Source organism: Nocardia neocaledoniensis (genome assembly GCF_003182135.1).
GTDB lineage: Bacteria > Actinomycetota > Actinomycetes > Mycobacteriales > Mycobacteriaceae > Nocardia > Nocardia neocaledoniensis.
Map to the genome: position 1 here is coordinate 445,627 of NZ_QGTL01000002.1, position 19,606 is coordinate 465,232.

At 70.2% G+C, this 19,606-nt stretch carries 21 protein-coding genes; 11 read left to right on the plus strand and 10 right to left on the minus strand.

Annotated elements, in window-relative coordinates:
• Window positions 1-113: 113 nt before the first annotated feature.
• From DFR69_RS06380 to cofD, 7 genes are all read right to left on the minus strand, one after another.
• Complete coding sequence (locus DFR69_RS06380) at window positions 114-782, minus strand: TetR/AcrR family transcriptional regulator (RefSeq protein WP_244198115.1); 669 nt, start codon at window positions 780-782, stop codon at window positions 114-116.
• Window positions 779-961 (minus strand): rubredoxin, encoded by a 183-nt coding sequence (locus DFR69_RS06385; RefSeq protein ID WP_110036492.1) that lies wholly within the window; start codon window positions 959-961, stop codon window positions 779-781. The genes DFR69_RS06380 and DFR69_RS06385 overlap by 4 nt, the downstream gene beginning before the upstream one ends.
• Window positions 958-1,131: a rubredoxin gene (locus tag DFR69_RS06390; RefSeq protein ID WP_110036493.1), complete on the minus strand. Its 174-nt coding sequence runs from the start codon at window positions 1,129-1,131 to the stop codon at window positions 958-960. Before DFR69_RS06390 ends, DFR69_RS06385 begins: the two co-directional genes overlap by 4 nt.
• Entirely contained in the window at window positions 1,128-2,366 is a 1,239-nt protein-coding gene (locus tag DFR69_RS06395) for an alkane 1-monooxygenase (protein ID WP_110036858.1), read from the minus strand. Before DFR69_RS06395 ends, DFR69_RS06390 begins: the two co-directional genes overlap by 4 nt.
• A gap of 199 nt (window positions 2,367-2,565) precedes the next feature.
• Window positions 2,566-3,087: an NUDIX hydrolase gene (locus DFR69_RS06400; protein WP_110036494.1), complete on the minus strand. Its 522-nt coding sequence runs from the start codon at window positions 3,085-3,087 to the stop codon at window positions 2,566-2,568.
• Window positions 3,084-4,430 (minus strand): coenzyme F420-0:L-glutamate ligase, encoded by a 1,347-nt coding sequence (locus DFR69_RS06405; protein ID WP_110036495.1) that lies wholly within the window; start codon window positions 4,428-4,430, stop codon window positions 3,084-3,086. Before DFR69_RS06405 ends, DFR69_RS06400 begins: the two co-directional genes overlap by 4 nt.
• The gene (gene cofD, locus DFR69_RS06410) at window positions 4,427-5,413 is read right to left on the minus strand and encodes a 2-phospho-L-lactate transferase (RefSeq protein WP_244198116.1); all 987 of its coding nucleotides are present in this window, start codon (window positions 5,411-5,413) and stop codon (window positions 4,427-4,429) included. Before cofD ends, DFR69_RS06405 begins: the two co-directional genes overlap by 4 nt.
• 503 nt (window positions 5,414-5,916) lie before the next feature.
• On the opposite strand from cofD, the gene DFR69_RS06415 reads away from it, so the two are divergent.
• From DFR69_RS06415 to DFR69_RS06450, 8 genes are all read left to right on the plus strand, one after another.
• Entirely contained in the window at window positions 5,917-6,150 is a 234-nt protein-coding gene (locus DFR69_RS06415) for a WhiB family transcriptional regulator (protein WP_167456194.1), read from the plus strand.
• A gap of 145 nt (window positions 6,151-6,295) precedes the next feature.
• The gene (locus DFR69_RS06420; RefSeq protein WP_208643915.1) at window positions 6,296-6,778 is read left to right on the plus strand and encodes a metallopeptidase family protein; all 483 of its coding nucleotides are present in this window, start codon (window positions 6,296-6,298) and stop codon (window positions 6,776-6,778) included.
• 58 nt (window positions 6,779-6,836) lie between these two features.
• Window positions 6,837-7,211 carry a DUF3499 domain-containing protein gene (locus DFR69_RS06425; protein WP_373867096.1) on the plus strand — a complete coding sequence of 125 codons (375 nt, stop codon included), beginning with the start codon at window positions 6,837-6,839 and terminating at the stop codon, window positions 7,209-7,211.
• A gap of 153 nt (window positions 7,212-7,364) precedes the next feature.
• On the plus strand, window positions 7,365-8,744 hold the full coding sequence (locus DFR69_RS06430; protein WP_110036499.1) for a phosphomannomutase/phosphoglucomutase: 1,380 nt from the start codon (window positions 7,365-7,367) through the stop codon (window positions 8,742-8,744).
• A gap of 82 nt (window positions 8,745-8,826) precedes the next feature.
• Window positions 8,827-10,050, plus strand: coding sequence for a tobH protein (locus DFR69_RS06435; RefSeq protein ID WP_110036859.1), 1,224 nt, complete (start codon window positions 8,827-8,829; stop codon window positions 10,048-10,050).
• Window positions 10,050-11,270 (plus strand): mannose-6-phosphate isomerase, class I, encoded by a 1,221-nt coding sequence (manA, locus tag DFR69_RS06440; protein WP_110036500.1) that lies wholly within the window; start codon window positions 10,050-10,052, stop codon window positions 11,268-11,270. The genes DFR69_RS06435 and manA overlap by 1 nt, the downstream gene beginning before the upstream one ends.
• A 161-nt stretch (window positions 11,271-11,431) precedes the next feature.
• Window positions 11,432-12,352, plus strand: coding sequence for a cation diffusion facilitator family transporter (locus tag DFR69_RS06445; RefSeq protein ID WP_110036501.1), 921 nt, complete (start codon window positions 11,432-11,434; stop codon window positions 12,350-12,352).
• A gap of 112 nt (window positions 12,353-12,464) precedes the next feature.
• Window positions 12,465-13,403, plus strand: coding sequence for a cation diffusion facilitator family transporter (locus DFR69_RS06450; protein ID WP_110036502.1), 939 nt, complete (start codon window positions 12,465-12,467; stop codon window positions 13,401-13,403).
• Between the two features lies 1 nt (window position 13,404).
• On the opposite strand, the gene DFR69_RS06455 is transcribed toward DFR69_RS06450, so the two are convergent.
• A complete protein-coding gene (locus DFR69_RS06455; RefSeq protein ID WP_110036503.1) occupies window positions 13,405-14,874 on the minus strand; it encodes a phytoene desaturase family protein in 1,470 nt (489 codons plus the stop codon).
• Window positions 14,875-14,970: 96 nt separating this feature from the next.
• Entirely contained in the window at window positions 14,971-15,546 is a 576-nt protein-coding gene (locus DFR69_RS06460) for a TetR/AcrR family transcriptional regulator (protein WP_110036504.1), read from the minus strand.
• Between the two features lie 106 nt (window positions 15,547-15,652).
• Here DFR69_RS06460 and DFR69_RS06465 point away from each other — a divergent pair, with 106 nt between their 5' ends.
• Window positions 15,653-15,871, plus strand: a complete 219-nt coding sequence (locus tag DFR69_RS06465) for a DUF4287 domain-containing protein (protein ID WP_110036505.1) — start codon at window positions 15,653-15,655, stop codon at window positions 15,869-15,871.
• 51 nt (window positions 15,872-15,922) lie between these two features.
• Here DFR69_RS06465 and DFR69_RS06470 read toward each other — a convergent pair whose 3' ends face one another.
• Window positions 15,923-17,278: a cation:dicarboxylate symporter family transporter gene (locus DFR69_RS06470; RefSeq protein WP_110036506.1), complete on the minus strand. Its 1,356-nt coding sequence runs from the start codon at window positions 17,276-17,278 to the stop codon at window positions 15,923-15,925.
• Between the two features lie 79 nt (window positions 17,279-17,357).
• Between DFR69_RS06470 and DFR69_RS06475 the strand changes: the two genes are divergently transcribed.
• Window positions 17,358-18,911 (plus strand): sensor histidine kinase, encoded by a 1,554-nt coding sequence (locus DFR69_RS06475; RefSeq protein WP_110036860.1) that lies wholly within the window; start codon window positions 17,358-17,360, stop codon window positions 18,909-18,911.
• Window positions 18,908-19,606, plus strand: a complete 699-nt coding sequence (locus DFR69_RS06480) for a response regulator (protein ID WP_110036507.1) — start codon at window positions 18,908-18,910, stop codon at window positions 19,604-19,606. Before DFR69_RS06475 ends, DFR69_RS06480 begins: the two co-directional genes overlap by 4 nt.

Below are 19,606 nucleotides of genomic sequence, written 5' to 3' on the forward strand. Positions count from 1 at the left end.
GCTGTAAAAAGACCAATCGCCGACCGATGTGAATACTGACAGACCCCGGGCGCGTTACACAGCGCCAATTCGGCAAACGTGGTGATGGTTACACGCGGGCGATTCAGGCCGCCTCAGGCACCGGAGTGACCGGCGTCACCCACGGGGGTCCGGATGCCGCGTACCTGCACGATCGCTTCGACGTACGGGCTGAGCAGAGCGCTCATCTCCGCGGGCGCGTCCCGCTCCGGCACGGGCGGATTGGGGATGTAGCTCAGCGCGATGCGCACCAGCGCGTGCGCGAGGACATCGGCCTCCGAATCGGTCGCGTCGACCCAGCTGTGCTGGAACACATTGGCCAGCCGCGCGGTGGCGTGCGCGAGCAACGGCCCCGCGTCGAGGGTGATCAGGCGCAGCAGGTCCGGCTTCATCTCCCCCGCCAGCAGCGAGCGCACCAGCGGGTCGGCCGCGGCGGCGAAGAAGAAGCCGGTCATGCCGACCCGGATCGCGGCGCGCGCGTCGCCGACATTGTCGTCGAGCGCCTCGCGGACGTGATCGACGAGCTCGTCGGCCAGGCGCAGCGCGTAGGCCTGCGAGAGGCCCGCGCGCGAACCGAACTCGTTGTAGAGCGTCTGCCTGCTGACCCCGGCGCGCGCGGCGACGTCACCGAGGGTGATCTTGGACCAGTCCCGCTCGGTGAGCAGCTCGCGCATCCCGTCCAGGACCGAGCTGCGCAGCAGTTCCCGCGCCGCCTCCTGGTACGGGATGCGCGCTCCCGTGCGCGACGTGCCCGCCACGCTCACGAACGTTCGATCTCGACCATGAAGAAGTCGGATTTCGCGGCGCCGCAGTCCGGGCAGGTCCAGTCGTCGGGGATGTCCTCCCACTTGGTGCCCGGCGCGATGTTGTCGTCGGGCCAGCCCTGCGCCTCGTTGTACTCGAAACCACACTGCACACACTGGTAGAGCTTGTACTCGGTCACCGCGATACTCCTACCGCCTCGAAGTCGATCTTCTCCCGCACCCCGCAGTCCGGGCAGCACCAGTCGTCGGGAACCGACGCCCACGGCGTGCCCGCCGGAAATCCCTCCCGCGGGGCTCCTTTCGTCTCGTCGTAGACATAATCACAGACGGGGCAACGAAACGCACTCATGCCGGATCTCCCTGCCGGCCGTAGCGCGCGAGGACCTTCTCCCGGCGCGTGGGTTCGATATTGGCCCGGGTGACATCACCCGAATAGTGCGCGAGCACGCGCTTGTCCATGACCCTGCGCCAGATCGGCGGGAAGTAGGCGATCAGGATCATGCTGGCGTAGCCGCTCGGCAGGTTCGGCGCGCCGTCCCAGCTGCGCAGCGTCTGGTACCGCCGGGTCGGGTACGCGTGGTGGTCGCTGTGCCGCTGCAGGTGGTACAGGAAGATGTTGGTGACCAAGTGGTCGCTGTTCCAGCTGTGCTCGGGCGCGGGCCGTTCGTAGCGCCCCGACGGGGTCTTCTGCCGGACCAGCCCGTAGTGCTCGAGGTAGTTCACCGACTCCAGCAGGCTGAACCCGATGACGGCCTGCAGGATCAGATACGGCAGCACCTCGATGCCGAAGGCCAGGATCAGCCCCAGCCACAGCACCACCGACATCGCCCACGCGTTGAGCACGTCGTTGCGCAGCGTCCACGGGCCCTTGTCCAGGCGGTGCAGCCGCTCCTTCTCCAGATGCCAGGCGGAGCGGAGGCTGCCGACGACGGTGCGCGGCCAGAAGGCCCAGAAGGTCTCGCCGATGCGGGCGCTGGCCGGGTCCTCCGGGGTGGCGACGCGGACGTGGTGGCCGCGGTTGTGCTCGATGTAGAAGTGCCCGTAGAACGACTGCGCCAGTGCGATGCGGGCCAGCCAACGTTCCAGGTCGACCTTCTTGTGGCCGAGTTCGTGCGCGGTGTTGATGCCGATGCCGCCGATCATGCCGACGCTGATCGCGATGCCGATCTTGTCGATCACGTTCGCGCCGCCGGGAAAGCCCAGCCAGTGCAGGTTGTCGGCGGTGATGATGTAGCAGGCGAAGACCAGCGAGGCGTACTGGAACGGCAGGTACAGATAGGTCAGGTACCGGTAGTACTTGTCGTTCTCCAGGTACTCCATCACCTCGTCGGGCGGATTGTTGCCGTCGGGGCCGAAGAACAGGTCGGCCAGCGGGATGACCAGGTACACCAGCACCGGGCCGAGCCAGAACGGCACCTCGGCCAGCCGGTGCCAGCCGAGCTGGTTGAGACCCCAGATCAGCGGGATCGCGATCGTGAACAGGCCGGTCGGGGCGAACAGGCCCCACAGCCAGAGATAGCGCTTGGAATCGCGCCACTGCGGGGGCGCCACCCGCTGTTCGGACGCGTTGGCATCTGTAGACATCGTCGTCTCCATCCTGCGGCACAGATCACACCTGTGATGTGCGTAACTCTCTGTCACAGACGATAGGGGTCGATTTGTCCGGCGTCTAGACAAATCAGCAGATTTGTAAAGCCGCAACCGCCCGATAACGGAACAGCGACCGCACCCACCTGGGCGCGGTCGCTGTCTTCGCAGGTCACAGATCTATTGCAAGAGCCCTTTACGGTGGCAACAGGACATCGGCGCCAGCCGGTAGCTCGTCGACCCGCCACCACCGCAGATCCGCCGATTCGGCGCTGCGCACCGGCACGGCGCCGGCCGGCGCGATCACCTCGAAGAGCAGGTCCAGGTGCCGCGTCGGAACGCCGAGCGAGCAGGTGATCGGATGGGCCTGGGCGCCGTAGAGACCGGGCGTCAGCCGCAGGTCGGGAATGCCGGACTCCTCGACCGCCTCCCGGAGCGCGGCGTCGGCGACGGTCTCGTCCGACGGCTCGCAGTGACCGCCGAGCTGGATCCAGCGACCGACCCGGGGGTGCAGCGTCAGCAGCACCTCGCGCCGATCGTGCGACAACACGATCGCCGACGCCGTGATGTGGCCCGGCGCGTGCTCGCGCAGGCACCCGCGCGGCGCGGAGCCGAGAAAGGCGAGCATCGCCTCGCGCAGCGAGCCGTCCTGCCCCGCTCCCGGTTTCCATTCGGTGAGCAGGGCGGTCGCGGAGGCGTGCAGCGACTCCGCGCTCACAGTTCCACCAGTCCGGCGCCGGGCTCGCCGACCTCGCGCGGCGCGGGCTCGTCGAGCGGGTGCCCGATCGCGATGGCGCCCAACGGCGTCCAGTCATCGTCGAGGCCGAGCACCTCGCGGGTGACCTCGGGGGCGAAGATCGTCGACCCGATCCAGCAGCTGCCGAGACCGTCGGCCGCCAGCGCCACCAGCAGCCCCTGCACCGCGGCGCCGACGGCCACGGTGAACATCGTCCGCTCGGCGGCCTGCCTGCGGGCGTCCGGATAGTCGTGCGCGCCATCGGGAACGCAGAACGGGATGACGACCTCGGGCGCGTCGAACAGGATGCGCCCGCGCGCGACCCGGCGCGCCACCCGCTCCGGCGCGAGTCCGTCGGCGGTGAGATCGGCCCGCCACTTCGCCGCCATCGCCTCGAGCAGGCGCGTGCGCAGCTCGGGCGTGCGCAGCCAGACGAAGCGCACAGGGCGGGTGTGGTGCGGAGCGGGCGCGGTGAGGCCGGCCGCGATCGCCGCCCTGATCCGCTCGGGCTCGACCGGTTCGGCGGCGAACGCGCGCACGGAACGCCGCAGCGGCACAGCCTCTTTGCGGCCCCGCTCGATGGCCTCGGCGGTGCCGAGCCAGAACAGGTCGTCGACGCCGCCGCGCAGCAGCGCCGCCGCGCTCGACCCGTCGTCGTCGGTGCGCAGCCCGCGCACCACCGCGACCGGGACGCCGCCGAGCTTGCCCTTGACCAGATCGGCGGCCGCGGCGAGTTCGTCGGCCACGGCCACCTGGGTGACGTGCAGTTCGTTGCCCTGTCCGTCGACCGCGCCCGCGTAGTCGTGCAGCACCCGCAGACCCGCCGCGCCGATGGCCGCGTCGATCTGGCCGTTGCGCCAGGCCCGGCCCATCGTGTCGGTGATGACGACGGCCACGTTCACCCCGAGCCGCTGCGCCAGCGCGGCGCGCAACGCCTTGGCGCTGGCGTCGGGATCGGTGGGCAGCAGCACGAGTTCGCCCTCGGCCACATTGGAACCGTCCACGCCGGAGGCGGCCTGCACGATGCCGAGCCGGTTCTCGGTGATCAGGGTGCGGCCCTTGCGGGCGAGCACCCGCACGGCCTCGTCGTCGACGAGCTTGCGGCGCGCGGTGTCGCGCTCGTCGGGGTCGGTCGGGGCGGTGACGATGCGGCCCTCGGCCTTGGAGACGATCTTGCTCGTCACCACGACGACGTCGCCGTCGGCCAGCCACGGTGCCTGGGCCGCAAGGTGTTCGGCGATGTCGTCGCCGGGCCGGAACTCCGGCAGCCCGGTCACCGGAAGGATCCGCAGCTCGTCGGCCGCGTGGTCGGGCAGCACGGTCACGGTTTCACTCCCGCCAGTTCCAGTGCGGCGCGGGCCATTTCGGCCGTGGCGTCCGGGTCCGACATCAGCAGCGGCACGCTGCGCACCTCGACACCGGGGACCTCGGCGGTGTCGGTGGAGTGCACCAGCCAGCCGTCGAGGATGCCGGTGGCCGAGCGCGCGCCGTAGTGGCGCCCGATCGCCTCGGCGGTGGATTCCACGCCGATCACCGACAGGCATTCATCGGCCATGCCCCGCAACGGTTTTCCGTCGATCACCGGCGAGAGCCCGATGACCGCGGCCTCGGTGGTGCGCAGCGCGCCCCTGATCCCGGGCACCGCGAGGATCGCGCCGATGCTCACGACGGGATTCGACGGGGCCAGCAACACCGCGTCAGCGGAGGCTATGATTTCGGTCACATCCGGGGCCGGGGAGGCTTGTTCCGCCCCGATCGAGGCAAATCCGTGAGTCGGCAGCGCCGCGCGATACCGCACCCACCATTCCTGGAAATGGATCGCGCGACGTTCGCCGGCGTTGTCGGGATCGCTGACGACGACGTGGGTTTCACAACGGTCGTCGGTTGCCGGGATCAAACGGACACCCGGCTGCCACCGATTGCACAGCGCCTCGGTGACCGCGGACAGCGGATATCCGGCGCGCAGCATCTCGGTGCGGATGAGATGGGTGGCGATGTCGCGATCGCCCAGGCCGAACCAATCGGGCTGGGCGTTGTATTTCGCCAGCTCCTCTTTCGCGTGCCAGGTCTCGTTCGCGTGGCCCCAGCCGCGCTCGGGGTCGATGCCACCGCCGAGGGTGTACATGCAGGTGTCGAGGTCGGGACAGATCCGCAGACCGTGCATCCAGACGTCGTCGCCGACGTTGACGATGGCCGAGATGTCGGCGTCGGGCAGCAGCCGCCTGACGCCCTGGAGGAACCGCGCACCGCCGACGCCGCCGACGAGAACGGCGATCTGGGGCTTGCGCACCGCGTGTTGTGCAGTCACAGGGTCACAGCCTATGCGGTGCGCGTGGCGGACTTGTTCCGCGGCGAATTCCGGCAAAGTTGCTGGTCATTTGCCACAGCACATAACAAGATCAAAACGAAAGGCGGGTCGCGAGTGTAACGGAAGGGTGACGGCGGGTTGACCACCGGCGCGTGCGGCGTGTCTAATCACAGACATGTCATTCCGGTCACCGCGAGAAGACATGGCGCGGGGGCGTTTGCGAGAGCGAGTTGGCTCGCCGGAAGACAGGTTCGGGGAAGCCCGCGAGACTACGTCGCGGTGTTTTGCTGCCGGGGTCTGCATCGGCCGCCCGGCGGAAAGAATCATTCTGCGCTAACACATAGTGAGGAGGCGGAACGATGACCGAAGACATGGTCTCGCCGACCGATTCCACAGCAGGCGCAGCTCACGCTGTCTGCGCCGATATGAGCTGGCCGGAACCGGACGTGGCGAACGAGGTCGCGGCTCCCCGGCTGAGTCTGGTCGTGCCGGGCTTCGACGAGATGTTCGACTCCATCGAAGAGCAGTGGCAGGAACGTGCACTGTGCGCCCAGACAGACCCCGAGGCGTTCTTCCCCGAGAAGGGCGGCTCGACCCGTGAGGCCAAGCGCATCTGCTTGGGCTGCGAGGTACGTGACCAGTGCTTGGAGTACGCGCTGGCGCACGACGAACGTTTCGGTATCTGGGGCGGTCTCTCCGAACGGGAGCGTCGCAGGCTGAAGCGTGGAATCGGCTGAGAGAATGTTCGAAAGTAGACTCTGAGGCTCCAGCCCGGAGCACGCAGGCGCAGTACGTCGGTGCTTCGGGCGAACGCCCAGGGTCGCGCCGTCTACCGGCTCGACGGGCACGATGCAGTGCAGGCGAGAGAGGTGGACGAGTTCCATGGCACGTTCCCGGCGTCATCCCCCGGCACCCACCGCGCGTTCGGTGACCCGCCGCGGCCGTGGTGTCCGCGGACCCATGCTCCCGCCCACCGTTCCCGCGTGGCGCACGAGGGGCCAGAAATTCGATCGGCTCGTGCTGGAGGCCTTCGCGCCCCTGGACACCCGGTGGCACGACCGGCTCACCAAGCTCGACATCGCCGTCGACGACGTCCCGAAAATCCGTCCGCTGCACCCTGATTCGGTCACCTGGCCGGACGAGGTGGTGGCCGACGGCCCGGTGCCGCTGTCGCGGCTGATCCCCGCCGGGGTGGACCGGCACGGCGCGGCCACCCGAGCCAGGGTGGTGCTGTTCCGGAAACCACTGGAATTGCGCGCCGCCGATCCCGACGATCTCGTCGAATTGTTGCGCGAGGTTCTGGTCCAGCAGATCGCCACCTATCTCGGCGTAGACCCCGATCTGATCGATCCGGAGCCCGAATAAGGGCGTGTCCGTATCCACTTTTGCGATACGGACGGCTAATCTCGACGTCGTGATCCCCATGCGTCGTTGCTGCCGACCCGGCTGCAAGAACCCGGCTGTAGCGACGCTGACGTATGTGTACTCCGACTCGACCGCCGTCGTCGGACCGCTGGCCACCGTCGCCGAACCGCATTCCTGGGATCTGTGCGAAACCCACGCCTGCCGCATCACCGCCCCCAAGGGCTGGGAACTGGTGCGCCACGAAGGCGGGTTCTCCTCGAGCACCCCGGACGACGACGACCTGACCGCACTGGCCGAAGCCGTCCGCGAGGCAGGCCTGCGCCGCCGTCCGGCCGAGGCCGACCAGCCCGGCTACCGCGACGCCACGCCCCCGCCGCCGCGCACCACCCGCACCGGCCGCCGCGGCCACCTGCGCGTCCTGCCCGACCCGTAGACACGCGCAACCCACTGATCTCCGGAGCACATGGGTAACTCCGCACCCCTCCCGGCCGTGGCGCTTCCCACGCGGGACCTGCCGAAAACTGCCGAGCTCCCGGACTCGTATGGCCTGAGTACGCGGAGAGGCGGACCAGCTAGGGTTACTGCCATGACGACTGTCGCGCGCTCTGGCGAACTCGTGAACGCCGTGATCAAGGCTTATGACGTCCGCGGGGTGGTGGGCGAACAGATCGACGCGGGGTTCGTCAAAGACGTGGGCGCCTCGTTCGCCCGGCTGATGCGCGAAGAGGGCGCGGGCCGGGTCGTGATCGGCCACGACATGCGGGAGTCCTCCCCCGAACTGGCCGAGGCCTTCGCCCAGGGCGTGCGCGCCCAGGGCCTGGATGTCGTGCACATCGGCCTGGCCTCCACCGACCAGCTCTACTTCGCCTCGGGCAAGCTCGGCTGTCCGGGCGCCATGTTCACCGCCAGCCACAACCCCGCCCGCTACAACGGCATCAAGCTCTGCCGCGCGAACGCGCTGCCGGTGGGCCAGGACACCGGGCTGGCCACCATCTCGGCCGAGATCGTCGAGGGCGTGCCCGCCTACGACGGCGCGCCCGGCGCCGCGAGCACTGTCGACCTGCTGGCCGACTACGCGAACTTCCTGCGCGAACTGGTGAACCTCGACGAGATCCGTCCGCTGACCATCGCGGTCGACGCGGGCAACGGCATGGGCGGCCACACCGTCCCCGCCGTGCTCGGCACGCTCGGCCCGATCACCGTCGTGCCGCTCTATTTCGAGCTCGACGGCTCCTTCCCCAACCACGAGGCCAACCCGCTCGATCCGAAGAACCTGGTCGACCTGCAGGAGCTGGTGCGGCGCAGCGGCGCCGACATCGGCCTGGCCTTCGACGGCGACGCCGACCGCTGCTTCGTCGTCGACGAGCGCGGCGAGCCGGTCTCGCCCTCGGCGATCACGGCGCTGGTGGCCCAGCGCGAGCTGGCCAAGGAGCCGGGCGCGACCGTCATCCACAACCTGATCACCTCGCGCGCGGTGCCCGAGCTGGTCGAGGAGCTCGGCGGCAAGCCGGTGCGCACCAGGGTCGGCCACTCGTTCATCAAGCAGGAGATGGCGGCGACCGGAGCGGTGTTCGGCGGCGAGCACTCCGCGCACTACTACTTCCGGGATTTCTGGGGCGCCGATTCGGGCATGCTGGCCGCGCTGCACGTGCTGGCCGCGCTCGGCGAGGGTCAGCGTCCGGTCTCGGAGCTGATGGCCGCCTACGATGTCTACGCGGCCTCCGGCGAGATCAACTCGACCGTGGCCGACGCCGCCGAGCGCACCGACGCCGTGCTGGCCGCCTTCGCCGACCGGACCGTCTCGGTGGATCGCCTCGACGGTGTGACCGTGGATCTGGGCGAGCACGCCTGGTTCAATCTGCGCGCCTCGAATACCGAACCGCTGCTTCGGCTCAACGTCGAAGCCGGATCGCAGGCCGAAGTAAACACACTCGTGACTGAGATCCTCGCCATCGTCCGCGCCTGACTGGAATAGTGGAATCACAGACCTTGTATTCGCCGACGGATCGGCAGACGACACAGCGCGATGAGGGGAGGTGGGATCGGCGATGATCGCTGGAACACCGGTATTCGACCTCGACGATGCCGCGTCGCTGGAGGCGGCCGATACGGGCGGTGCCTTACGTTCGGCGGCCTCCGGCGGTGCGCAGGTGCGCGCCACCGCGGCGGCGGTCGCCGAGACCTCGCTGATCGATCGGCTGGCGGAGTTGCGTCCGCGCAGCCTGGTCCTCGTCTCCGGGTCGGGCCGCGCCACCCGCGCGGCCGGACTGCTGGTCGCCGCCCTCGGTGACCGGGCCGGGCTGCCGATCGTGCCCGTCACCTCGCTGCCGCCGTGGGTGGGCCCGCTGGACGTGGTACTCGTCGCCGGCGACGACGCGGGCGACCCGCGCCTGATCGACGCCGTCGACCGGGCCATCCGCCGCAGCGCCGAGGTGGTGATCGCGGCGCCGAACGAGGGTCCGCTGCGCGCGGTGGCCGCCGGCCGCGCGATCGTGCTGGAACCGCGCGTTCCGGTGCTCGACCACAATCGCCTGCTGCGTTTCCTCGCGGTCGGCATCGCGGTGTTGCGCGGGATCGACGCCCAGCGCAGCGTGCCCGCCACACCCGAGCTCACCGAACTGGCCGACATGCTCGACGCCGAGGCGCTGCGCGACGGCCCGCACAACGAGGTCTTCCGCAATCCGGCCAAGACCCTCGCCGCCCGCATGCACGGGGTGGGCGTGGTGCTGGCCGGTGACGCGCCCGCCGCGGTCGAACTGGCCGGGCACGGCGCCGAGGTGCTGTTGCAGTCGGCGGGCAAGGTGGTCGCCGCCGCCGATCTGGCCGACACGGTCGCCGCCGTCGCCAGGCTCGGCGAGGCCGCCGGTGGCGCGGCGCCCGGTTTCGATCCGCTGTTCCACGACGAGGAACTCGACGGTCCGGCCCCGGTCGACCGGGTGCGGGTGCTCGCGCTGAGCGTGCATCCGGATCAGGCCGCCGCGCGCCGCAAGCTGGCCGTGTTCGAGGGCGCGGGCCGCGGGCTCGTCGACGCCGATCTGGTGCACGCCGACGTCGACGTCCTGCAGGCCCAGCTGGCCGAGCCGGGCACGGCACCGACCACCGAGGGCGCCGCCGCCACGTCCGCCGCGGGGGGCGGGCACGGCAGCGAGATCGAGCAGCTGGCGGTGCTCGCGGTGCGCTTGGACATGGCCGCCGCCTATCTCCGACTGACGGGTGCGCGCGGTGGAACCGCGCCGGACCCGGATCGATACCACGACGGGGGACGCTACTAGTGCAGGAACTCGTTGGTGCGCTGCGTTCCTACGCCTGGGGCTCGCGCACCGCGCTCGCTCAGCTGTGCGGACGGCCGGTGCCCTCGGCCCATCCCGAGGCCGAACTCTGGTTCGGCGCCCACCCCGCCGACCCCGCGCGGGTGAAAGACGGCGACGGCCGGCGTTCGCTGCTCGACGTCGTCAGCGCCGACCCGGTCCGTGAGCTCGGCGCCGTCGCCGACACCTTCGGCGCGCGGCTGCCGTTCCTGCTCAAGATCCTGGCCGCGGAGGAACCGCTGTCGCTGCAGGCGCATCCCAGCTCGGCGCAGGCGCGGGTCGGCTTCGAACGGGAGAACCGCAGCGGCATCCCGGTCGACTCGCCCCTGCGCAACTACCGCGACGACAGCCACAAGCCGGAACTGGTCGTCGCGCTGGATCGCTTCGAGGCGCTGGCCGGGTTCCGCGACCCGCACCGCACCGTCGAGCTGCTGCGCGCGCTCGCCGTGCCCGGGCTCGACGTCTACGCCGAACTGCTTGCCGCCCAGCCCGATTCGGCCGGCCTGCGCACGCTGTTCACGACCTGGATCACCCTGCCCGCCGCCGCCCTGTCGACACTGCTGCCCGCGGTGCTCGAGGGCTGCGTGCGCTACCTGTCGGGCAAGGGCCCGCGCGAGTTCTCCGCCGAGGTGCGCACCGCGCTGGAACTGGCCGAGGTGTATCCCGGCGACGCGGGCGTGCTCGCCGCCCTGCTGCTCAACCGGCTGACCCTCGAACCGGGACAGGGCCTCTACCTCGACGCGGGCAACCTGCACGCCTACCTGCACGGCGTGGGCGTGGAGATCATGGCCAACTCCGACAACGTCCTGCGCGGTGGCCTGACCCCCAAGCACGTCGACGTGCCGGAGCTGCTGCGCGTGCTCGACTTCGAGCCGATCGACCTGCCGGTGATCGAACCGGAGCTCGACCCCGACGGCGGCGCGCGGTACCGCACGCCCGCACCGGAATTCGCGCTGTGCCGATTCGACCTGACCGCCGACGCCGAACCGATCGTGCTCGCCGACGCCGGGCCCGGGATCGTGCTGTGCACCGCGGGCACGGTCGAGCTGTCCCAGGACGGGCGCACCCTCACCGTCGAGTGCGGCAGCGCGGCCTGGATCTCGGCGGCCGACAGCGAGATCAAGGCGCGCGCGGTCGGTGGCGCGGCGCAGCTGTTCAGCGCCTGCGTCGGCCGCGAGAACTGACCTCGAGGCGCGTCTTTCGCCGCCATCCGCTGTGCTGTACCGCGCCGACCCCCGAGGGCGCTGCGTGGTCACACTGCGCTGCCGCCTTCGCGCCCACCGGGATCGACGCTTAGGCTGTTGCGGGCACGAACGTGTCCAGCGGAGCAGAAGGGCGGGCCAGGATGTCGGCTGGTGGTGGCAAGAAGGCGATTCTCGCCGCGTTGACGGCCAACGCGGGAATCGCGGTGGCGAAGTTCATCGGCGCGGCGATCACGGGATCGGCATCGATGCTCGCCGAGGCGGTGCACTCGGTCGCCGACACGTCGAACCAGGGTCTGCTGCTGTTCGGCCAGCGCGCGGCCGCCAAGGACGCCGACGAACTGCATCAGTTCGGCTACGGCCGCAACCGCTACTTCTATTCGTTCGTCGTCGCCCTGGTGCTGTTCACCCTCGGCTCGGTGTACGCGATCTACGAGGGCATCCACAAGATCCAGCATCCCGAGGAACTGAGTCAGCCGATCGTCGCGATCGTCATCCTCGGCATCGCGATCGGTCTGGAGACCTTCAGCTTCATCACCGCGGTGCGGGAATCCAAGCCGCTCAAGGGCGAAGCCAGCTGGTGGCACTTCATCCGTAACTCGCGCAGCCCGGAGCTGCCGGTGGTGCTGCTCGAGGACACGGGCGCGCTGATCGGTCTGATCCTCGCGTTCGGCGCGGTCGGTCTGACCATGGTCACCGACGACCCGGTCTACGACGGCATCGGCACCCTGGCCATCGGTGTGCTGCTCGGCCTCATCGCGATCGTGCTGATCGTGGAGATGAAGAGCCTGCTGATCGGTGAGGGCGCCACGCCGGAGCAGGATCGCGCGATCCGCGACAACCTGGTCGACGGCGCGAAGATCACCTCGGTGATCCACCTCAAGTCCGAGTACCTGGGCCCGGAGGAGATGCTGATCGCCGCCAAGGTCGCGATCGCGCCCGATCTCGACATCGCCGAGATCGCCGAGGCCATCGACGCGGCCGAGGTGCGGGTGCGCGCCGCGGTGCCGACCGCCCGGCTGATCTACCTCGAGCCCGACCTGTACCGGACCCAGTCCGTCTGATCCGGCCCGCCGATCGCCGTCGTCCCGCCCGGGGCGGCGGCGATCGGCGTCTGGGCGACACGGTCCGGCGCGCGGCCGGTGCGGCGGCGCTTTCCGGGTACCGTTCGGTGCCATGGCGGGCGAAGGTGGAGACAGCAAGATCGCGATCCTGGCCGCCCTCGGCGCGAACGCGGGCATCATGATCGCGAAGTTCGTCGGTGCGTTCATCACCGGTTCCTCGTCGATGCTGGCCGAGGCCGTGCACTCGGTGGCCGATACCGGCAACGAGGCGCTGCTGCTGGTCGGGCGGCGCAGGGCCGAGCAGGACCCCGACACGCTGCATCCCTTCGGGTACTCCCGCAACCGGTACTTCTATTCGTTCGTCGTGGCGCTGATCCTGTTCACGATGGGCAGCCTGTTCGCGCTCAACGAGGCGGTCCACAAGATCCGCTTCCCGCACGAGCTCGAGTCGCCGTCGGTCGCGATCGTGATCCTGCTGGTGTCGATGGTGCTCGAGGCCGTCAGCTTCCGCACCGCGCGCAGGGAGTCGGCGCCGTTGAAGGGCAAGCACTCCTGGTGGCATTTCATCCGCAACACCCGCAATCCGGAACTGCCGGTGGTGCTGCTCGAGGACATGGGCGCGCTGGTCGGCCTGCTTTTCGCCCTCGGCGGGGTGAGCCTGACCGTGCTCACCGGCAACGGCGTGTGGGACGGTGTCGGCACCCTGCTGATCGGCCTGCTGCTCGGCGTCAACGCGATCGTGCTGATCGTGGAGACCAAGAGCCTGCTCATCGGCGAGGGCGCGACGGCCAAGGAGGACACCGCGATTCGCGCGGCCCTGCTCGAAGATCCGCGCATCGTGGCGGTGCCGCGCATGCAGTCGCAGTACCTCGGCCCGGAGGACCTGCTGGTCAACGCGCGGATCGCGCTGACGCCCGACCTCGACATCGCCGAGGTGGGCGCGGCCATCGACGCCGCCGACAGCCGGATCAGGGCCGCCGCGCCCAACGTCTACACCGTCTATCTCGAACCGCACGTGGTCGATCCCGAATCCACGTCGGCGGCACCCTGATTCAGTGGTAGGCGGGCGCCGCCCCGCGCAGCAGGTCCAGCGGATCGGTGACGATGCCGAAGCGCTCGCGCAGCATGTGCCGGGCGGCGTGCAGTCCCGGCATGCCGTGCACGCCGGGCCCCGGCGGGGTGGACGACGAGCACAGGTAGGTGCCGGGGATCGGGGCGGCGTACGGATTCCAGCGGGCCAGCGGGCGGAAGGCGGTCTGGCGCAGGGTCATCGCGCCCGCCGAGATGTCGCCGCCGATGTAGTTGGCGTTGTGCGCGGGCATGAAGGCCGCGGGCGTGACGTGGGTGGCCAGAATGAGGTCGCGGAAGCCGGGGGCGAAACGTTCGACCTGGGCGATGACGGCCTCGCTGATGTCACGGTCGGACCCGTTGGGCACGTGGGCGTAGGTGTAGAAGGTGTGCTTGCCCTCGGGCGCCCTGGTGCTGTCGACGACGCCGGGCTGGATGGCGAGGACATATGGCCGCTCGGCGAATTCGCCCGCGGCGACCTGACGTTCGGCCCGCATGGCCTCCGCGCGGGTGCCGACCAGATGCAGCGTGCCCGCGAGTTCGCAGCCCGGCGCGGCCCACGGGACCGGGCCCGCCAGCGCGAAGTCGACCTTGCAGGCCGCCCCGCCGTAGCGGAACCGGCCGAGCCCGTTGCGGTAGCGGTCCGGCAGCCGGTCGCCCGCCACGCGCAGGAGTTCGGCGGGCGAGGTGTCGAACAGGACGGCGCGCGCTCGCGCCAGCTCCGCGAAATCGTCGACGCGATGGCCGGTGACGAGTTCGCCGCCGAGCCGTCGCAACTCCGCGATCAGCGCGTTCGGGATCGCCTGGCTGCCACCGCGCGGGATCACCCAGCCGCCCGCGTGCGCGAGGGTGCCCAGCAGCAGCCCGGCGCCGACGGCGGGCAGCGCGCGGGGCTGGGTGATGGCGTGCGCGGCGACGCCGGTGAGCAGCGCGGGGGCGACCTGCTCACGAAAGCGGTTGTTCCACAGCGGCGATCCCTGCTCGAGCAGGCGCAGGCCGAACCGGACGGCGGTGGCGGGCCGCAGCGGCGGGTGCCGCAGGTCCGACATCGCCAGGTCGACCACATCGGGCCAGTGCTCGACCAGCGGGCCGAACAGCCCGCGCCAGGCGGCGCCGTCGACGCCGAGGTCGGCGACGGTCGATTCCAGGTTGCGCCAGGCGAGTCCGGCGACGCCGCCGTCGAGCGGATGCGCGTAGGAGACGGTCGGGGTCAGCAGTTCGACGCCGTGTGCGGGGAGGTCGAAGGCACGGAAGAACGGGGACGCCAGGGCCATCGGATGCGCGCCCGCGCACACGTCGTGGTGGAATCCCGGCAGGGTGAGTTCGGCGGTGCGCGACCCGCCGCCAGGCTGGTCCTGGGCCTCGAGCACGCGCACCGAGAGCCCGGCGCGCGCCGCGATCACGGCCGCCGCCAATCCGTTCGGGCCAGAGCCGACCACTACGACTTCCGCCATCCGTCGTCCCCTTCGCCATTGGACCTGCGTCGTTGTCTCCAACCTACGCGGCGCGCGGACCGGCGCCGACGAGTCGTCGGTCACCGCGATGCCGGGTTACGCGAACGCAGCCCAGCTCTCGACCAGCAGGGCGATCCGCCGCTCGCGCAGTTCCGGACGCAGGCGATCGCTGCGTTCCAGCGTGGCGATGCCGTGCAGACCCGCCCAGGCCACCTCGGTGCGCGCGCCGAGTTCGTCGCCCTCGGCGCCCGAGCGGAACATCGCCTCGAGACCGGCGAAGGCGTCCCGCAGGGGCTGCGGGGCGTCCAGGCCGAAGGTGAGATCGGTGGTGAGCACGAAGATGGCGTCGTAGCGGGCCGGGTTGGCGACGGCGAAGTCGAGGTAGGCGCGGGCGACCTTGTCGAACATGTCGGTTCGCGAGGTGGCGCTCTCACGCGCCAGCCGCACCTCCTCGGCCAGCTCGATACAGCCCTGCAGCGCCACCGCGCCCACGATGGCCGCCTTGTTCGCGAAATGGCTGTAGAGCACCGGCTGGCTGTACTCGATGCGCTCGGCCAGTTTGCGAATGGTGACCGCCTCCCACCCCTCGGCCTCCGCCAGCTCCCGCGCGGTGTCGATGATCCGCTGATGCCGCTCGGCCCGTTCCCGTTCCTTGCGCAGCTGTGTGCCCATACCCGAATCCTAGCAACGCTAGGGAAAGCGGGTCGGCGCCCGCGATGAATTCGGTCCGGCCGCGCCGTCTGCACGGAAGAAGATCACGTACCGAGGAGGAACCACCATGGCCGACGCACCGAAGGGCCCCGCGTCCTACTTCCCCAGCATCGAGGCGAAGTACGGACGGACCGTGGACGAGTGGCTGACCCTGCTCGGCACGGCCGAGCCGACCGGCCACGCGGCGCTGGTCACCTGGCTCAAGGGCGAGCACGGCATGGGCCACGGCCACGCCACCGCGCTCGTGCAGTACCACCTGCATCCGGAGAAGTGGGCGCGCGCCTGAGCCCTGGCACGCCGAAAGGCCCCGCGTCTCGCGCGGGGCTTTTCGCGTACGTCAGCGCGCGGGGACAGGGGGTTTCGCGTCGGTGACGGGTGGCTCGACCGGGTGGTCGTCGACCATGGTCTCCTCGTCGAAGGGCAGTTCGCGGTTCAGGACACGCTGGGTGCGGTCTGCGTCGACGGTCTTGGTCCAGGTGCCGATGAGCAGGGTGGCCACCGCGTTGCCGGAGAAGTTGGTCAGCGCGCGGGCCTCGGACATGAAGCGGTCGATGCCGACGATCAGGCCGACACCGTCGAGCAGTTCGGGCCGATGGCTCTGCAGGCCGCCGGCGAGCGTGGCCAGGCCGGCGCCGGTGACGCCCGCGGCGCCCTTCGAGGCGATGATCATGAACAGCAGCAGGCCGATCTGCTCGCCGATGCTCAGCGGCTTGCCCATCGCGTCGGCGATGAAGATCGAGGCCATGGTGAGGTAGATCGCGGTGCCGTCGAGGTTGAACGAGTAGCCGGTCGGCACGACCACGCCGACGGTGGTGCGCTCGACGCCCGCGTGCTCCATCTTCGCGACCAATCGCGGCAGCGCCGACTCCGAGGACGAGGTCGCCACGATCAGCAGGTACTCCCGCGCCAGGTACCGGCACAGCTTGAAGATCGACACCCCCGACACCGCCCGCAGCACCACACCGAGCACGCCGAAGACGAACACCAGGCAGGTCAGGTAGAACGCGATCATCAGCGTCGCCAGCTCCACCACCGCCGACCAGCCGGTGCGCCCGACGACATTGGCGATGGCGCCGAACGCGCCGATCGGGGCCAGCCACAGGATCATCGCCAGGATCCGGAACACCAGCTTCTGCCCGAGCGCGACCGCGCGCAGGATCGGCGCGCCCGTCTCCCCCATCGCCTGCACGGCGAACCCGACCAGCAGCGCGACGAACAGCGCCTGCAGCACGCTGCCCGCCGTCAGCGAGGACACCAGCGTGGTCGGCACGATGTTCTGGATGAAGTCCCAGGTGCCGCCCGCGCCGTGCGCCTGCTCGGCGTACTGCGCCCCGGCCCCGGCTTTCCCGGTACCCAGCCCCGACCCCGGTTCGATCAGATTGCCGACCACGAGCCCGATGCCCAGCGCGATCGTCGACATCACCAGGAAGTAGCCGATGGCCAGCCCGCCGACCTTGCCGACGGTGGCCGCCGCGCGCACCGAACCGATACCGAGCACGATGGTGCAGAAGATGACGGGCGCGATCATCATCTTGATCAGATTCACGAACAGGGTGCCCAGCGGCGCCAACGACTGCCCGAATTCCGGCGCGACCCGGCCGACCACAATGCCCGCAAGGACGGCGATAATCACCGCGATGTACAGCCAGTGGGTATGGTCGCGTTTTCGTGTTGATGCGGCGGTTGTGCTCATGGGGACCAATCATGAGCATGTGTTGTGATGCCCATCACAATTGGTGCATAAGGTTCAGAGGATGAGGTCGGAGGGCAAGATGCGAGGTCGGCGGCTGTCGCTCGCCGGACAGGCCTTCCTCTGGCAGCTGGTGGTGCTGGCGCTGATGATCGGCACCGGGACCGCCCTGGCCGTCCTCGACGCCAGGCACGACCACGACGTGGCCACCGAGCTGAAGGTCCGCGACGTGGCCGTCACGGTCGCGCGCGCTCCGTCCACGCTGGCCGCGGTGAACTCGCCGTACCCCAGCGGCCTGCTGCAACCGACCACCGAGCGGATCCGGGTCGACACCGGGATGGATTTCATCGTGGTCATGGCGACGGACCGCACCCGCTACACCCACACCAACCCCGAACTCATCGGCAAACCGTTCATCGGCAGCATCGACGGCGCCCTGGCCGGGCAGACACTGACCGAGACCTTCACCGGCACCCTCGGTCCCTCGATCAGGGCGGTCACCCCGGTCTACGACAGCGGCCGGGTGGTGGCGCTGGTCTCGGCGGGCGTCACCCGCGCCAAGATCAGCACCCAGGTCGCCTCCCAGCTGCCGGTGATCCTGGGGGTCTCCGCCGCCGGTCTCGCGCTGGCCGCGCTGTCGTCGTTCCTGATCAGCCGCAGGCTGCGCCGCCAGACGCACGGCCTGGCGCCCGACGAACTGCGCGCCATGTACGAGCACCACGACGCGGTGCTGCACTCGGTGCACGAGGGCCTGGTGGTGTTCGGGGCGGGCCCGGGTCCGGCCGAGGTGGTCAACGACCAGGCGCGCACCCTGCTCGACCTGCCCGACGGCGCCGTGCACCGCAGCGACCTACCGGTCTCGCTGCGGCAGATGCGCTGGGGCGTGGTGCGCGACGAGACCCACGTGACCACCGACCGGGTGCTGCTGGTGAACCAGGACGTCGTGAGCTGGGAGGGCAAGGCCATCGGCACGGTGCTCACCATCCGAGATCAGACCGAGCTGCGCGCAGTGCTCGGCGAGCTCGACTCGGTACGCGGCTTCGCCGAGTCGCTGCGCGCCCAGGCGCACGAGGCGGCCAACCGGCTGCACACCGTCGTCACCATGGTCGAGCTGGGCAGGCCCGAGGAAGCCGTGGCCTTCGCGACCGCCGAACTGCAGCTCTCCCAGGTCCTGATCGACCGGCTGCTGGCCTCCGTGGGCGACGCCGCGCTGGCCGCGCTGCTGCTCGGCAAGGTCGACCAGGCCGCCGAACGCGGGGTGAGCCTGTCCATCAGCGAGGACACCGCGCTGGACTCCACCGATCCGCTCTCCGCGCACGAATCGGTCACCCTGGTCGGCAACCTGGTCGACAACGCGATCGATGCCGCCGCGGGCACGGTCGACAAGCGCGTGGAGGTCTCGGTGCGGCACCGCGACCGGGAGCTGCTGGTCCGGGTGGCCGACAGCGGACCGGGCATGTCGGCTCAGATGTTCTCGCGCGCCGCCGAACGCGGCTACACCACCAAGACCGATCACGCCGGCCTCGGCCTGGCGCTCGTCCACCGCCTCGTCGACCGACACGGCGGCACCATCACCACCACGGCCGCACCACACAGCGCGGTCATCGTTCGCATTCCGCTGAGGGAGAAATCATGATCCGCGTCCTGATCGTCGAGGACGAACCGCTGATCGCGCAGGCGCACCGGGCCTACCTCGAGCGGCTCGACGGCTTCGTCACCGGCGGTGTCGCGCACACCGGACGCGACGCGCTCACGCTGGCCGCCGAGGCGATCGCCGACGGCAGGCCGTTCCACCTCGTGCTCATGGACATCGGCCTGCCCGACATCAGCGGCCTCGAGGTCGCTGCCGCGCTCAACGGTCTCGAACCGCGCCCCGACGTCATCGCGATCACCTCGGCCCGCGAACTCACCATGGTCCGCAACGCCGTCGCGCACGGCGTGGTGCTGTATCTGCTCAAGCCGTTCACCTTCGCGGCGTTCCGCGAGAAGCTGGAGCGCTACCGCGATTTCGACACCGCCCTGCCCGCGGGCGAGGCCGCCCTGTCGCAGTACGACATCGACCGGGCCCTGGGCGCCCTGCGCACCGCCGACCAGCGGGCGGGCGCGCCGAAGGGCGTCGTCCAGCACACCCTCGAGGAGGTCTCGCGGGCCGTGCGCTCGGCCGAGGCCGGCATCACCGCCACCGATGCCGCGGCCGCCGTCGGCGTCTCGCGCATCACCGCCTGGCGTTACCTGGAGAAACTCGCCGACGACGGGCTGGCCGAGCGCCGCGCCGACTACGGCCGCGCGGGCCGTCCGAAGACCCGCTACCGCTGGCGAGCGGGGGCCTAG